The organism is Stella humosa (assembly GCF_006738645.1).
Lineage (GTDB): Bacteria > Pseudomonadota > Alphaproteobacteria > ATCC43930 > Allostellaceae > Allostella > Allostella humosa.
Map to the genome: position 1 here is coordinate 2,033,235 of NZ_AP019700.1, position 14,449 is coordinate 2,047,683.

Genomic DNA, 14,449 nt, shown 5'->3' on the forward strand with positions numbered 1-14,449 from the left:
CGTCAGGCTGCCTGGAAGCGCGCCAGATGGTGGTCGGCGTCGCCGAAGGTCTGTGCGATGGCGGTCAGCCGCTTGAAGTAGTGGCCGATCTGCATTTCCTCGGTCATGCCCATGCCGCCATGGAGCTGGACGGCGGACTGGCCGACGATGCGGCCGCTCTTGTCGATCTGCACCTTGGCGGCCGACAGGGCGCGCCGGCGGGCGGCGGCGTCGGCCAGGTCGCATTGCACGGCCGCCACGATCGCCATGGAGCGTGACTGCTCCAACTCGATGAACATGTCGACCAGGGCATGCTGCAGCGCCTGGAAGTTGCCGATGCGGGTGCCGAACTGCTCGCGCGTGTTGAGGTAGTCGCGCGTGCGCTCGAACGTCGCCTGCATGCAGCCGACCGCCTCGGCGCAGATGGCCGCGACCGCGATGTCGACCGCGTGCTCAATGGCGGGCAGCGCGCCGCCGTCCGGCCCCAGCAGGGCCTCGCGGCCGACGCGGACGTTGGCCAGCATCACCTCGGCCGCGCGCTGGCCGTCGATGGTGGCATAGGGGCGCAGCGACAGGCCGGCGGCGTCGGCCGGCACCAGGAACAGCGAGATGCCGGCGGCCGTGCGGGCCGACACGATGAAGTCGGTCGCCGACGGCGCGCCCAGGACGACGCTCTTGGCACCATCCAGGACGAAGCCGTCGCCGTCCGCCTTGGCCGTCGCCTCGACATGGCCCAGGTCGTGGCGGGCCCGGCGCTCGCCATGGGCGAAGGCCAGCCGGCGCTCGCCGGCGATGATACCGGGCACCAGTTCGGCGCGCTGGTCCGGGCTGGCCGCCAGCTTCAACAGGCTGCCGCACAGCACGACGGTGGGCAGGAAGGGCTCGACCACCAGGCCTTTGCCGAACGCCTCCATCACCACCATGGTGTCGACGCCGGTGCCGCCGATGCCGCCCTCTTCCTCCGCGAAGGGCAGGGCCAGCAGGCCCAGATCGGCAAAGGTGCGCCAATGGTCGGCGCTCCAGCCGGCCTCCGATGCCACGATCTTGCGTCGCGCGTCGAAGCCGTACTCGTCCTGCACGAAGCGGTCGATCGAATTCTGGAGCTGCTGCTGCTGCTCGTTCAGTCCGAAATCCATGGATCAGGCCTTGAGAAGGATCTTGGAGACGATGTTCTTCTGGATTTCGTTCGACCCGCCATAGATCGAGGTCTTGCGCCAGTTGAAGTAGTGCGGCGCGAACGCAGCCGCCCCTTCCGGGCCGACCGGATCGACGTTGGAGCCGCCTTCCAGCGCCTCGGGCAGGAAGGGCAGGGCGTAGGGGCCGGCCGCCTCTACGAACAGCTCGGTAATCGCCTGCTGGATCTCGGTCCCCCGCACCTTCAGGATCGACGGCTCGGGGCCCGGCACGTTGCCCTTGGTCTCGTTCGCCAGCGCCCGCAGGTTGGTGAATTCGAGCGCCATCAGCTCGACCTCGATGCGGGCCATCTTGTCGCGGAATGGGCCGTGCTCGAGCAGCGGCTTGCCGCCGATCGTCTCCTCGGCGGCGACCTGGCGCAGCTTGCCCAGCATCTTCTTCGAGTAGGCGATGCCGGCGATGCCGGACCGCTCATGGCCCAGCAGGTACTTGGCGCAGGTCCAGCCCTTGTTCTCCTCGCCCACCAGGTTCTCGACCGGGACCTCGACCTCGTCCAGGAAGACGTCGTTGATCTCGACGCCGCCGTCGATGGTGCGGATCGGGCGCACGGATACGCCCTTGCTGCGCATGTCCATCAGGATGAAGGAGATGCCTTCCTGCTTCTTGGCCGCGGGGTCGGTGCGCACCAGCACGAACATCCAGTCGGCATACTGGGCCAGCGTGGTCCAGGTCTTCTGCCCGGTGACGACATAGTGGTCGCCGCGGCGCTCGGCCCGGGTCTTCAGCCCGGCCAGGTCGGAGCCGGCGCCCGGCTCCGAATAGCCCTGGCACCACCATTCCTCGCTGGAGACGATCTTGGGCAGGTAGCGCTGCTTCTGCGCCTCGCTGCCGAAGCGCAGCAGCACCGGCGCCAGCATCTTCAGGCCGAAGGGCATGGTCCGGGGCGTGTTGCCGAAGTTCAGCTCCTCGTCGAAGATGTGGCGCTGCACCGGCGACCAGTCGCAGCCGCCCCATTCCTTGGGCCAGTGGGGGGCCAGCCAGCCGCGCCCGTTCAGGATCTTCTGCCAGGTGACGTAGTCGTCCTTCGACAGGTGCTGCTGGGCTGCGACCTTGTCGCGGATATGGGCGGGCAGGTTGTCCCGGATGAACGTGCGGACCTCGTCGCGGAACGCGAGATCCTCGGCGCTGTAAGCAAGATCCATGGGCGCCCTCCCGATAGCGGCAGCGGTTCTGGTTGGTGGGCCGGAAGCTAGAGGGGTGCCGGCGGGTTGGCAAGCTGGCCAGACGTCAGCCACTCGGCCACCAGGGCCGCCACCGCATCCCCATTGCGGTCCATCATCAGCAGGTGGGAATTGCCGGTGATGCCGAGCGCCGGCAGGTCGATCACGTCGACCCGGCCACCGGCCGCGCGCAGGGCATCGGCATAGCGCTCGAAGGCCGCGCGATATTGCCGCCAGACCGGGCTGGCGCCGAAGAAGTCGCCCCAGACGACGAGGTGCGGGACCCGGGCGGCCAGCGCCAGGTCGATGCCTGCGTGGTCGGGCGCGCCCGATGGCTCCAGCAGCACAAGCCGGCGAACCCGTGCCGGCCCGCCCTGGGCGGCGGCGATGGCAAAGCCGCAGCCCTGGCTGTGGGCGACCACGTCCGCCGGCCCGAGCCGGTCGAGCAGTGCCGCATAGGCGCGACTGGTGGCGGCTTCGTTACCGGGCCAGCGCGGCACGATCTGGCGCGCCAGCCCCTCGAAGGCGGCGATCGGGAACTGCTGCCCGGGATGCGGGCGGCGCAGCGGGTAGCCCTCCGTTGGGCCGATGCGGAACGTGTCCCACATCTCCTGCAGCGGCCGCAGCACCGGCTCGCCCGGCATCACGCCGGGATAGGGGAACCAGGAGGCCCGCCCGCGCTCCGTCGCGTCGGAGACGTAGACGTCGCGGCCGGCGCGCAGGAAGAAATCGTGCCAGCCCGGGCGGCCGTCGGGCGTGTCCTCCCAGGTGACGCCGGTCATGCCGCCGCCATGCCACAGCAGCAGCGGCACCGGCGTCGCGGGGTCGGCCAGGCGGACATACTGGACGTACATCTGCCCGGCCACGTAGTCGCCGTTGGGGTCGAACGGCCTGGCCGGCCCGCCCGGCGCGAAGGCCGCGACCCGGGTCGGCGCGCCTTCCACGCGGTGCGGCCGGCCGCCGACATGGAAGCCGCCGATGGCGGCCACGCGCAGCGGCGCACTCATGGCGAGGTGCCGTTCCCGCCCCTATAGTCCGGGCGAACGAGTTGAGGGGAAGCGTCCATGTTCGATCTCGCCGGCAAGGTTGCCATCGTCACGGGGTCCAGTCGCGGCATCGGCCGCGCGGCGGTGGAGGCACTGGCCAGGGCCGGCGCCCGGGTGGTGGTGTCGAGCCGCAAGCCCGAGGCGATCGAGCCGGTGGCGGCCGCGATCCGGGCGGCCGGCGGCGAGGCCGTGGCCATCCCCTGCAATGTCGGCCGCGAGGACCAGTTGCAGGGGCTGGTCGACGAGACCCGCAAACGCTTCGGCCGCATCGACGTGCTGGTCGGCAATGCCGCGGTCAACCCGTATTTCGGGTCGCTGGAAGGGCTGACGCGTGAGCCGTTCGACAAGACCATGGCGACCAACGTGTGGAGCAACCTCGTGCTGGCGCGCCTGGTGATGCCCGACATGGCCGAGCGGCGCGAGGGCGCCATCATCATCGTCTCGAGCATCGCCGGGCTCAAGGGGACAGGCTCGCTCGGCGCCTATGCCATCTCCAAGGCGGCCGACTTCCAGCTCGCGCGCAACCTTGCCGTCGAATGGGGGCGGCACAACATCCGCGTCAACTGCATCGCCCCGGGCCTGGTGCGGACCGATTTCGCGCGTGCCCTGTGGGAGGACGAGAAGATGCTGGCCGGCAACCTGCGGCAATGCCCGCTCGGCCGCATCGGCGAGGTCGAGGACATTGCCGGCGCGGTGGTGTTCCTGGCGTCGGATGCCGCGCGCTTCATGACCGGGCAAGTGATGGTGATCGATGGCGGCGTGACCATCGGGCAGACCAACTGATGACCGTTCCGGAATCGACCGAGACGCTGGTTTCGCTGGCCGTGGCCCTGGGGATCGGCCTGCTCGTCGGCATGGAACGGGGCTGGAACCGGCGCGAGGAGGAGGAGGGCAGCCGCGTCGCCGGCTGGCGCACATTCGGGCTGATCGGCCTGCTGGGCGGGGTGCTGGCGATCTCGGTGCCGTTCGCCGGTGGCGGCCTGCTCGTGTGCGGCCTGGCCGCCGTGGCGCTGTTCTTCGCGCTCGGATACTGGCGGGAATCCGATACGGCCGACGCCATCGGCATCACGACCGAAGTGGCGGCCATCGCCACCTTCGCGCTGGGCGCGCTGGCCGGCCACGGCGAAATGGCCGTGGCGGCGTCGGCCGCCATCGTCATGACCATGATCCTCGGCTTCAAGCCCGAGATGCAGGGCCTGCTGCAGCGGCTCGAGCGGCGGGAGCTGCTGGCGACCCTGCGGCTGCTGCTGATCTCGGTCGTGTTCCTGTCGCTGCTGCCCGACGAGGGCTTCGGGCCGTGGCAGGCGATCAACCCCGACCGGATCTGGCGCATGGTCGTGGTGATCGCGACCATCGGCTATGTCGGCTACTTCGCCATCCGCCTGATCGGGCCGGCTGCCGGCCTGGCCGTCACGGCGCTGCTGGGCGCGCTGGTATCCTCGACCGCCGTCACCATCGGCCTGTCGAAGCAGGCGGCGCGCGAGCCGGAGCGGCGGCCGATCCTGGCTGCCGGCATCGGGCTTGCCTCCTCGGTGATGCTGCTGCGGTTGACCGTGGTGGGTGGCATCGTCGCGCCGGCCATCCTGGTGCCGCTGGCCGTCGCCCTGATTCCTGCTGCACTGGCGGGCGCGGTGGTCGCCGGCCTGCAACTGCGCCACGCGATGGCGAGCGACACGCCGGCCGAGCAGGAGCGCGGCAACCCGCTCGACCTCGGAGGGGCGATGAAGATGGGCACCATCTTCGCACTGGCCGCATTCCTGGTGCAGGCCGCCCAGAACCTGATCGGGTCGGCCGCCCTCTACCCGCTGGCCGGGATCGCGGGCCTCGTCAATGTCGACGCCATCAGCATCTCGCTGGCGGGCGGCGTCGCTGCCGGGTCGATCGAGGCCGCCACGGCGGCCACCGCCATTCTGATCGCAGCCCTGGTCAACACGCTGGTCAAGCCGGTGATGGCGGGCGCCATCGCCGGTTCCGGCCTGGCGGTGCGGCTGGCGCCGTCGATCCTGGTCTCGGTCGCGGCCGGTGTCGGCGGCTGGTTCACGGCCCAGGGGATGGACCTGCCGAACCCCTTCGCCCCCGCGGGGTGAGCGGGCCGCTCAGCGCGCCGTCAGCAGGGCGTCGGCCACCTCCGCGAAGCCGTCGCCACCCTCGCTGGGGGCGACATAGGCGGGCGGCTGGGTAAGCTGGTCCCGAAAGCGGAGCACGTTGGCGACGCCGACGGCATTCGGGAAGTGTCCGAACATCGTCTGGTCGTTGGGCGAATCGCCGACGAAGACGAACTGCTCGGGCTGGGCGTCGATGTCGACCCCCAGCACGTCCTGGATGCAGCGGCGCGACATGGCGAGCTTGCTGAAGTCGCCGAACCACATGTTGACGTGGATCGACGACACCTTGGCGGTGGCGCCGGCCGCCGTCGCGATCTCGACGATGCGGCGGACGGCCGCCTCGTCCAGCGGCGTCACGTCCTCGCACCAGTCGATGGCGATGTCGGCCGCGCGGTACTGCTGGTCGGACGCGATGCCGGTGCCCGGCACATCGGCCAGGATGGTGCGCGCGATCTCCCACAGGCGGACATGGTCGGCCGCGCGCTTGGCCTCGTCGACCCAGAAGCGGCGCACGAACTGCCGGTTGGCCTCGTCGTGGCGGAAGTAGAAGGCGCCGTTCTCGCCGACGACGGCCGCCACCGGCCACTGCCTTGCCACCATGTCGCACCAGCCGGCCGGCCGGCCGGTGACCGGGATCACCTTGATCCCCGCCCGCGACAGCCGCTCCATCGCCAGGTAGGCGCTGGCGGTCAGGCGGCCGTCGGTCGTCAGCGTGTCGTCGATGTCGGTCAGGACGCAGCGGACGGCACGGCGATGGGCGGCGGGAAAGGCGGCGAGCGATTTCATCGCGCGCGGCCTCACGCGACCTCGAACAGGCCCGCCGCCCCCATGCCGCCGCCGACGCACATCGTCACCACCAGCCACTTCGCCTTGCGGCGGCGGCCCTCGATCAGGCCGGTGCCGATCATCCGCGCACCCGACATGCCGTAGGGATGGCCGATCGAGATCGACCCGCCATTGACGTTGAGGCGCTCCATCGGGATGCCGAGGCGGTCGCGGCAATAGAGCACCTGGACGGCGAAGGCCTCGTTCAGCTCCCACAGGTCGATGTCGTCGACCTTCAGGCCGTGGCGCTCCAGCAGCTTGGGCACGGCGAAGACCGGGCCGATGCCCATCTCGTCGGGCTCGCATCCGGCGACCACCAGGCCGCGGAAGATGCCGAGCGGCTGCAGGCCGCGCTGCTCGGCCAGCTTGGCCTCCATCACGACGACGGCCGAGGCACCGTCGGAAAGCTGGCTGGCATTGCCGGCCGTGATGCAGCCGGTCTCGTTGAATACCGGCTTCAGCGAGGCCAGGCCGGCGGCGCTGGTATCGGGCCGGTTGCCCTCGTCGCGGGTCAGTGTCACCGGCTCGTCCCACTTGCGCTCCGTCGCCTTGTCGACCTTCTCCATGATGGTCGGCAGCGGCACGATCTCGTCGTCGAACCGGCCGGCCTGCTGGGCGGCCGCCGTGCGGCGCTGGCTCTCGAGCGAGTATTCGTCCTGCGCCTCGCGGCTGATGCCGTAGCGCTTGCCGACGTTCTCGGCCGTCTCGATCATCGAGATGAAGAGGTCGGGCTTGTGCTTCATCACCCATTCGTCGCGCAGCCACGCCTTGTTCATGTTGGGCTGCACGAGGCTGATCGATTCGACGCCGCCGCCCACCATCACCGGCGCCCCGTCGACGATGACGCGCTGGGCCGCCATGGCGATCGCCTGCAGCCCCGACGAGCAGAAGCGGTTGACCGTCATGCCCGACGTCGTCACCGGCAGGCCGGCGCGGATGGCGGCATTGCGCGCGATGTTGAAGCCGGTCGCCCCCTCCGGGAAGCCGCAGCCCAGCACCACGTCCTCGACCTCGGCCGGGTCGACGCCGGCGCGCTCGACCGCATGGCGCACGACATGGCCCGACATCTCGGTGCCGTGGGTCTTGTTGAAGGCGCCGCGGAAGGCCTTGCCGATGGGGGTGCGGGCGGTGGAGACGATGACGGCTTCGCGGGCCATGGGGATCCTCCGGGTCGATTCTCGATTGGGGCTGTCAGCGTGGGCTGTTCGTATGCCGCCAGGCGGGCGGCGGCAAGCGGCCTCAGCCGGCCTTCAGGCTGGCGAAGCCCTGGCCGCTCTCGGCCAGCCGGACGATGAGGGGGGACGGCGTCCAGAAGCTGCCCTGCTCGGCTTCGAGCCGGCGCAGTTGGGCCAGCACCTCGGGCAGGCCGATCTGGTCGGCATGGAACATCGGGCCGCCCTTCCAGGAGGGGAAACCGTAGCCGTAGACCCAGATGACGTCGATATCGCCCGGGCGCAGCGCCAGCCCCTCGTCCAGGATGCGGGCCCCCTCGTTGATCAGCGGCAGCAGGCAGCGCTGCACGATCTCTTCGGCCGGAATGGCGCGCCGCGTGATGCCGGACGCGCGCGCCTCCTCGACGATCAGCGCCGCGATGGCGGGGTCGGGATGGGGCGTGCGGTCGCCCGGCTCGTAGCGATACCACCCGGCGCCGGTCTTCTGTCCGAACCGGCCCTCCTCGCAGATCAGGTCGGGCAGGCGCGAGAAGCGCTGGTTGGATGGGCGCGGGCTGGTCTTCTCGCGATGCTTGCGGATGCGCCATTCCACGTCGTTGCCGGCCAGGTCCATCATCGCGAACGGCCCCATGGCGAAGCCGAAATCCTGGATCGCCCGGTCGACGTCCTGCGGCAGCGCCCCTTCCTCCAGCAGGAACAGGGCCTGGCGCATGTAGCCCGCCAGCATGCGGTTGCCGACGAAGCCGTCGCAGACGCCGACCAGGACGGCCACCTTCTTCAGCGGCTTGGCCAGCGCCATGGTCGACGCGATGGTGGTGCGGTCGGTCCTGGCCCCGCGCACCACCTCCAGCAGCTTCATCACGTTGGCGGGGCTGAAGAAGTGGGTGCCGATCACCTTCTCGGGCCGCTTGGTCGCCGATGCGATCTCGTCGACGTCGAGCGTCGAGGTGTTGGTGGCCAGGATCGCGTCGGGCTTGGCGATGGCATCGAGGCGCGCGAACAGGTCCTTCTTCACGCCCATGTCCTCGAACACCGCCTCGATGACGATGTCGGCGTCGGCGACGGCCGCCAGGTCGAGCGTGCCGGTCAACTGCGCCATCGCCTTGTCCATCGCCGCCTGCGGCAGGCGGCCCGACGCGACGGTGCGGGCATAGTTGGCGCGGATGGTGGCGAGCCCGCGCTCGAGCGCGTCGGCCGCGGTCTCCACCAGCGTCACCGGGATGCCGGCACTGGCGAAGTTCATGGCGATGCCGCCGCCCATGGTGCCGGCGCCGATGATGGCGGCCCGGGCGACGGCCTGCACGGGCGTGTCCTTCGGCACGTCGGGGATCTTGCCGACCTCCCGCTCGGCGAAGAAGAAATGGCGCAGTGCCTTGGACTGCGGCGAGGCCAGGCATTCCTCGAACAGCGCGCGCTCACGACGGATGCCTTCATCGAAGGGCAGGGTGGCGGCGGCCTCGACGCAGTCGATGCAGCGCCAGGGGGCGACCTGGCCGCGGCCGGACCGGGCGATCGACTTGCGCATGCCCTCGAAGAACCCGTCCGGCACCGCCAGCCGGTCGTTCATGTCGCGCACCCGGCGCAGCGGCCGCCGCTCGGCCACGACCTGGCGGGCGAAGGCGGCTCCGGCTTCCGCCAGGTCGCCCTCGACGACCGCATCGACGATGCCCAGCGCGAGCGCCTTGTCCACGGGCACGAAGTCGCCGGACACGATCAGTTTGGCGGCGGCCTCGACCCCGGTCAGCCGGGGCAGGCGCTGGGTGCCGCCGGCGCCGGGCAGGATGCCCAGCTTCACCTCGGGCAGCCCGTACTGCGAGCCCTTGACGCCGACGCGCCAGTGGCAGGCCAGCGCCACCTCCAGCCCGCCGCCCAGGGCCGTGCCGTGGATGGCGGCCACGACGGGCTTGGGCGAGGCCTCCAGGGCGGCGATCAGGTCGAAGATGGTCTTGGCGCCGGGTGGGCGCGGTCGGCCGAACTCGCGGATGTCGGCGCCGGCGATGAAGGTGCGGCCGGCGCCCAGCAGCACGAAGGCGCCGATGGCCGGATCGTCCGCGCCTGCCGTCAGCGCGTCCATGATGCCGTCCGGCACGCCGATCGACAGGGCGTTCACCGGCGGGTTGTCGACGGCGATGATGACGACGCCGTCCTGGGTCGTGGTGCGGACGAGGGAGGACATCGGCTGTACCCTGGATGATCTGGACCGGCCCGCACCTTAGTGGCCCGGTCGGGCGCCGCGCAATCCGGTGGCACCTGGCGTTCGATTGATCATGACGGCGCCCGGCGCGAAACGTGCTTTATGGAAGCAACCTCCCGTCCATCTCCGCGTTGAAGGTCGGCGTGGGGCGAACGGGCGCGTTCGATCGCCGCCGCGACCCCAAATTTTCTGACCCACTCCGGAGGAACCTTCTCGATGCGCATTCGGCTCGGCTGCGAAATGACCTACGACGTCCCCAGTCCGACGCCGATGATCGTCATCCTCAACGTGCATCACAGCCGCGCCGGCGCGCTGGAGGGGCCCGACCACCTGATCACCACGCCGCCGGTGCCGGTCGAAAGCTATCGCGACAGCTTCGACAACTGGTGCAGCCGGGTGGTGGCCCCGCCGGGGCGCTTCACCATCGGCGTCGACTGCGTCATCCGTGACGACGGCATGCCCGACCAGGCCGACTGGCAGGCGATCCAGCACCCGGTCGAGGAACTGCCGTCCGAGACGCTGCTGTTCCTGCTTGGGAGCCGCTACTGCGAGACGGACCGCTTGTCCGCGGACGCCTGGCAGATGTTCGGCCATACCCAGCCGGGCTGGGGCCGGGTGCAGGCGATCTGCGACTTCGTCCACAACCACATCACCTTCGGCTACCAGTATTCGCGCCCGACGCGGACGGCGGCCGAGGCCTGGTCCGAGCGCGTCGGCGTGTGCCGCGACTATGCCCACCTGGCGGTCACCCTGTGCCGCGCCATGAACATCCCGACCCGCTACTGCACCGGCTACATCACCGACATCGGCCTGCCGCCGCCCTACGAGGCGATGGATTTCGCGGCCTGGATGGAGGTGTATCTGGGCGGCCGCTGGCATGCGTTCGACCCGCGCAACAACGCGCCGCGCATCGGCCGCATCAAGATCGCCCATGGCCGCGACGCCGCCGACGTACCGCTGACCCATACGTTCGGCCCCAACGTGCTGAGCGGCTTCAAGGTCTGGGCCGAAGAGGTGTAGGCTGCCGCCGATATCGGCGCCGGATGGGATGCTGACGATGCGCAGGGGCGGGGCCGAGACGGTGTTTGCCAGTATCGAGAATGACGAGAGCAACCGCTGCGTCGACCTGTTCGTGCGCGCCGACGGCAGCTTCGGCTTCGAGGAGTACCGCCGCGACCCGGAGGATGCCGGAAGGTGGACACCGGTCACCGGATTCGCGACGCTTCGTTTCGATACGAAGGGCGCCATGCGCGAAGCCGCGGACCGGCAGGTGCGCTGGCTGGCGACCCGGCCGGTCGCCTTCTAGGCCTGATCCGTCAGGGCCGGCATCAGGTCGTCGACGGGGACGGGCTTGCCGAACAGATACCCCTGGAAGAGGTTGCACCTGGCAGCTCTCAGGACCTCGTACTGGGCGTAGGTTTCCACGCCTTCGGCACACACCTCAAGTCCGAGACGGCGGCCCAGGCTGGCGATGGCCTGGACGATCGCCAATTCCTTCTGGTTGTCGGCGCCGTCCAGCTTGCTCGTGAAGCTGCGGTCGATCTTCAACTCCGCCACGTCGAGGTTGGCGAGGTAGGAGAGCGACGAATAGCCGGTGCCGAAATCGTCGATGGCGCAGCGCACGCCGTGGTCGCGCAGTGTCCCCACCTTGGTACGCGCGTCGAGCAGGTCGCGCAGCAGCAGGGATTCGGTGATCTCGATCTTCAGCCGGGCGGGGGGTATTTCCGCCTGCGAGATCCCGGACATGACGCGATCGACGAAATCCTCCTGGTAGAACTGGCGGGCGCTGACATTGACGGCCAGCGTCAGATGCCGGGCCTCCGACCGGGCCTGCCAGGCACGGAGCTGGTTGCACGCCGCCTCCAGTACCCAGTTGCCGATGGGTACGATCAGGCCGGTCTCCTCGGCCAGCGGGATGAAGCTGCCCGGCATCACCAGGCCGTCGCGCGGGTGCCGCCAGCGCAGCAGCGCCTCCGCCCCGACCAGGTGCCCGGCCGCATCGACCTGCGCCTGGAAATGCAGTTCGAACTGCTGGGCCGAGATGGCGGCGCGCAGGTCTTCTTCCAGGACATGGCGGGCGGCCATCGCATCGAGCATGGCTCTGTCGAAGACACGGAACGCGTTTCCGCCGGCCTTCTTGGCGTTGTACATGGCGGTGTCGGCCCGACGCACGATCTCCTCTCCGGTGATCCTCTCGGGTCCGCCGAAGATGCAGATGCCGATGCTGGCAGAGCAGCCGGGTGTATTGTTGAGGACGGGCTGGTCAGGCCCGCCGTCGCGCACGGCCGCCAGCAGCATGCGCCCGAACTGTCCGGCCTGGTCGGATGCGTTCTGCTCATCCGCGCCCAGACGCTCGATGGCGACAATGAACTCGTCGCCCCCCAGGCGGGCCAGGATGTCGTCCGGTTCGGTCACCGTGACCAGGCGTCGGGCAATCGATTGGAGCAGCATGTCGCCGGCGACATGGCCGCGCAGGTCGTTCAGCAGCTTGAAGCGGTCCAGGTCGACGAAGAACAGCGCGCCATACTGGCGCCTGCGTTGCAGGCGGCCGGCGCTCCGCTCCAGCCGGTCATAGAGCTGCCGCCTGTTGGGCAGGTTGGTCAGGCTGTCGTGGAAGGCCAGCCGCTGGATCGTCTCCTCCGCCTCGCGCTGGGCGCTGACGTCCATTACGAAGCCGTTCCAGTTGACGGTTCCGTCCGATTCCGCCCGCGGGATCGAGTTGCCCAACAGCCAGCGCTCGGTTCCATCCGGCAGGAGGATGCGGAACTGGCACTGCCAGGGTGCGAGAAGGTGGGCGGACTCCTCGATCGATGCGACCATTCGGGCCAGATCATCGGGATGGATACGGGCGAAGACGGGATCGGCGGATTCGACGGCCATGTCGGCCGACACCCCGAAGACGCCGCTCATTGCCTCGCTCGCATAGGGAAAGCAGTAGGTCCCGTCCGGCCGCCGGCGGAACTGATAAACGACGCCCGGCACGCGAGATGCGATCGTCCGCAATTGGTCGTCGAGGATCCCGGCCTTTATCTCCGACCGCGCGGCGCTTTCGGCAGCATCGGCAATCCGGCGTCGGAGCTGCGTCGAGACCAGCGACACCAGCAGGATGAACGCCGTTGCCAGGGCCGCCGCGCCAGCCAGTATCGGGCGCGACACCGTTTCGGCGGCAATCGCCTGCTGCAGGTCGGACGTCGGCACGTAGACCGTCGATTCCATCGCCGCGTAATGCATGGAAGAGACGGCCAGTCCCATTGCCACAGCGCTGAACAGCGTGACGAGCAGGGGCGAGGCGATGATCCGGTGCAGCATGGCCTGTGCCGACAGGGCAACCGAGCCCATCAGGATGGCCAGGCCGATCGAGGCGAAGAACGGACCCTTGCGAAAGTACATATCGGCCGGGACCACCATCGCGGCCATGCCGATATAGTGCATGGCGCAGATGCCGAGACCCATGATCACGCCCCCGGCCAGCGTACCGGCGAGGGTCACCCGCTCGCGACCGATGATGGTAAGCGCGATGAAGGCGGCGATGATGGCGGGTACCATGGAGCCGGCTGTCAGGGCCGGAAGGTAGGCCACCGCCACCGGCAGCTCGAACGCCAGCATGCCCACGAAATGCATCGCCCACACCCCGGCGCCGAGCGCCAGGGCGGCCATCACGTGCCAGACGAAACCGACGCCCCGCGAACCTGCCGCCCTGATCAGGTGGACGTGCTGAAGCCCGACGAAGGCGGCAACGATCGAAATGGCGACAGACAGAAGCACCAGCGCCGGGGAGTAGGCGCCCTGCAATGCCCGGGCGAGGTCTACCTCGGGGCCGACGAACGCAATCGCATGCATGGCATTGGGCCGATTGATCGGACGCCGTCAAGCGCGCCGCGTGCCCGGAGGGTCCTCGATCCGCATCTGCAGAAGCACATATTGCACCGGGCGCTCGACGAAACGGGCATGGCTGCCCGATCCCTGTGCGTCATACGCTCGCAGAATTGGCAGGGAGCCGCAACTGCGCGGACTAAACGAGCGGCGGGCTCAGCACCCACACCACCTCGGTCGGGCCGTCGCTGGCATTGGCGTAGCGGTGCGGCACGGTGGACGGGAAGCGGAAGCTGTCGCCGGTGTTCAGCAGGAACTCCTGGTCGCCATGCCACAGCCGCAGCCGGCCGGCGACGACGAGGCCGGCCTCCTCGCCGCGATGCTTGTGCGTCTCGCCGGAGGTGAACCCCGGCTCCAGCGTCATCATCAGGAGCTGGATGTCGCCGGACAGGTCCGGGGTCAGCAGGTCCATCACCACCAGGTCGGCGTTGGTGCCGACGGTCGGCAGGCGTAGCTGGCGGCGGTCCTCGCGCCGGACGACCATCTTCAGCTCGGCCTCGGGCCGGCCGGCGTCGGCATGGAAGAACCAGGCGACCGGCACGTCGAGCGCGTCCGCCAGCTTGCGCAGGGATCGGATGGAGGGGGAGGCCAGCCCGCGCTCGATCTGGCTTACCATGCCGATCGACAGGCCGGCCGAGGCACCCACCTGGGCCAGCGACAGTCCTTTCGCCTTGCGCAGCGCACGCAACTGGTTGCCGAGCCACACATCGGCCACCTTGCCCTTCCCGCGCGCGGCAGGGGTCTCGTGCACCTCGTCCTCGACCATCTCAGGCGGCTCGGAAATTGCCTCGATCGGGTGCTGGCGCAGGGCGCGGGGCGAAGTCGTGTGGCTCATGGCGTCCTCCGAATGGGGCCTGCGGGCACGTCATTAAAAAATAGCATATCGTTTTTTAACGGGATT

General features: G+C 69.5%; 12 protein-coding genes. 4 read left to right on the plus strand and 8 right to left on the minus strand.

Features of this window, described 5'->3' with window-relative positions; translation table 11 throughout:
• Positions 1-2: 2 nt before the first annotated feature.
• The 3 genes from STVA_RS09555 to STVA_RS09565 are packed head-to-tail and all read right to left on the minus strand — an operon-like array spanning position 3 to position 3,340.
• Entirely contained in the window at positions 3-1,115 is a 1,113-nt protein-coding gene (locus STVA_RS09555; RefSeq protein ID WP_123688878.1) for an acyl-CoA dehydrogenase family protein, read from the minus strand.
• A 3-nt stretch (positions 1,116-1,118) separates the two neighbouring features.
• A complete protein-coding gene (locus STVA_RS09560; RefSeq protein ID WP_123688877.1) occupies positions 1,119-2,315 on the minus strand; it encodes an acyl-CoA dehydrogenase family protein in 1,197 nt (398 codons plus the stop codon).
• A 47-nt stretch (positions 2,316-2,362) separates the two neighbouring features.
• Positions 2,363-3,340: an alpha/beta hydrolase gene (locus tag STVA_RS09565; protein WP_123688876.1), complete on the minus strand. Its 978-nt coding sequence runs from the start codon at positions 3,338-3,340 to the stop codon at positions 2,363-2,365.
• A 57-nt stretch (positions 3,341-3,397) separates the two neighbouring features.
• Between STVA_RS09565 and STVA_RS09570 the strand changes: the two genes are divergently transcribed.
• Both STVA_RS09570 and STVA_RS09575 read left to right on the plus strand, forming a co-directional pair.
• Entirely contained in the window at positions 3,398-4,162 is a 765-nt protein-coding gene (locus STVA_RS09570; RefSeq protein WP_123688875.1) for an SDR family NAD(P)-dependent oxidoreductase, read from the plus strand.
• A complete protein-coding gene (locus tag STVA_RS09575; protein ID WP_123688874.1) occupies positions 4,162-5,466 on the plus strand; it encodes an MgtC/SapB family protein in 1,305 nt (434 codons plus the stop codon). Before STVA_RS09570 ends, STVA_RS09575 begins: the two co-directional genes overlap by 1 nt.
• 9 nt (positions 5,467-5,475) lie before the next feature.
• Here STVA_RS09575 and STVA_RS09580 read toward each other — a convergent pair whose 3' ends face one another.
• The 3 genes from STVA_RS09580 to STVA_RS09590 form a co-directional block, all read right to left on the minus strand.
• Positions 5,476-6,270, minus strand: coding sequence for an HAD-IIB family hydrolase (locus STVA_RS09580; protein ID WP_123688873.1), 795 nt, complete (start codon positions 6,268-6,270; stop codon positions 5,476-5,478).
• 11 nt (positions 6,271-6,281) lie between these two features.
• A complete protein-coding gene (locus STVA_RS09585) occupies positions 6,282-7,466 on the minus strand; it encodes an acetyl-CoA C-acyltransferase (RefSeq protein WP_123688872.1) in 1,185 nt (394 codons plus the stop codon).
• An 82-nt stretch (positions 7,467-7,548) separates the two neighbouring features.
• Positions 7,549-9,657 (minus strand): 3-hydroxyacyl-CoA dehydrogenase NAD-binding domain-containing protein, encoded by a 2,109-nt coding sequence (locus tag STVA_RS09590; RefSeq protein ID WP_123688871.1) that lies wholly within the window; start codon positions 9,655-9,657, stop codon positions 7,549-7,551.
• Positions 9,658-9,891: 234 nt separating this feature from the next.
• Here STVA_RS09590 and STVA_RS09595 point away from each other — a divergent pair, with 234 nt between their 5' ends.
• The gene (locus tag STVA_RS09595) at positions 9,892-10,695 is read left to right on the plus strand and encodes a transglutaminase-like domain-containing protein (protein WP_123688870.1); all 804 of its coding nucleotides are present in this window, start codon (positions 9,892-9,894) and stop codon (positions 10,693-10,695) included.
• Between the two features lie 28 nt (positions 10,696-10,723).
• Positions 10,724-10,981, plus strand: a complete 258-nt coding sequence (locus STVA_RS09600; protein WP_197735835.1) for a hypothetical protein — start codon at positions 10,724-10,726, stop codon at positions 10,979-10,981.
• Here STVA_RS09600 and STVA_RS09605 read toward each other — a convergent pair.
• A complete protein-coding gene (locus tag STVA_RS09605; protein WP_123688869.1) occupies positions 10,978-13,515 on the minus strand; it encodes an EAL domain-containing protein in 2,538 nt (845 codons plus the stop codon). The genes STVA_RS09600 and STVA_RS09605 overlap by 4 nt on opposite strands.
• Before the next feature lie 172 nt (positions 13,516-13,687).
• Positions 13,688-14,383, minus strand: coding sequence for a cupin domain-containing protein (locus STVA_RS09610; protein ID WP_123688868.1), 696 nt, complete (start codon positions 14,381-14,383; stop codon positions 13,688-13,690).
• Positions 14,384-14,449: the final 66 nt, after the last annotated feature.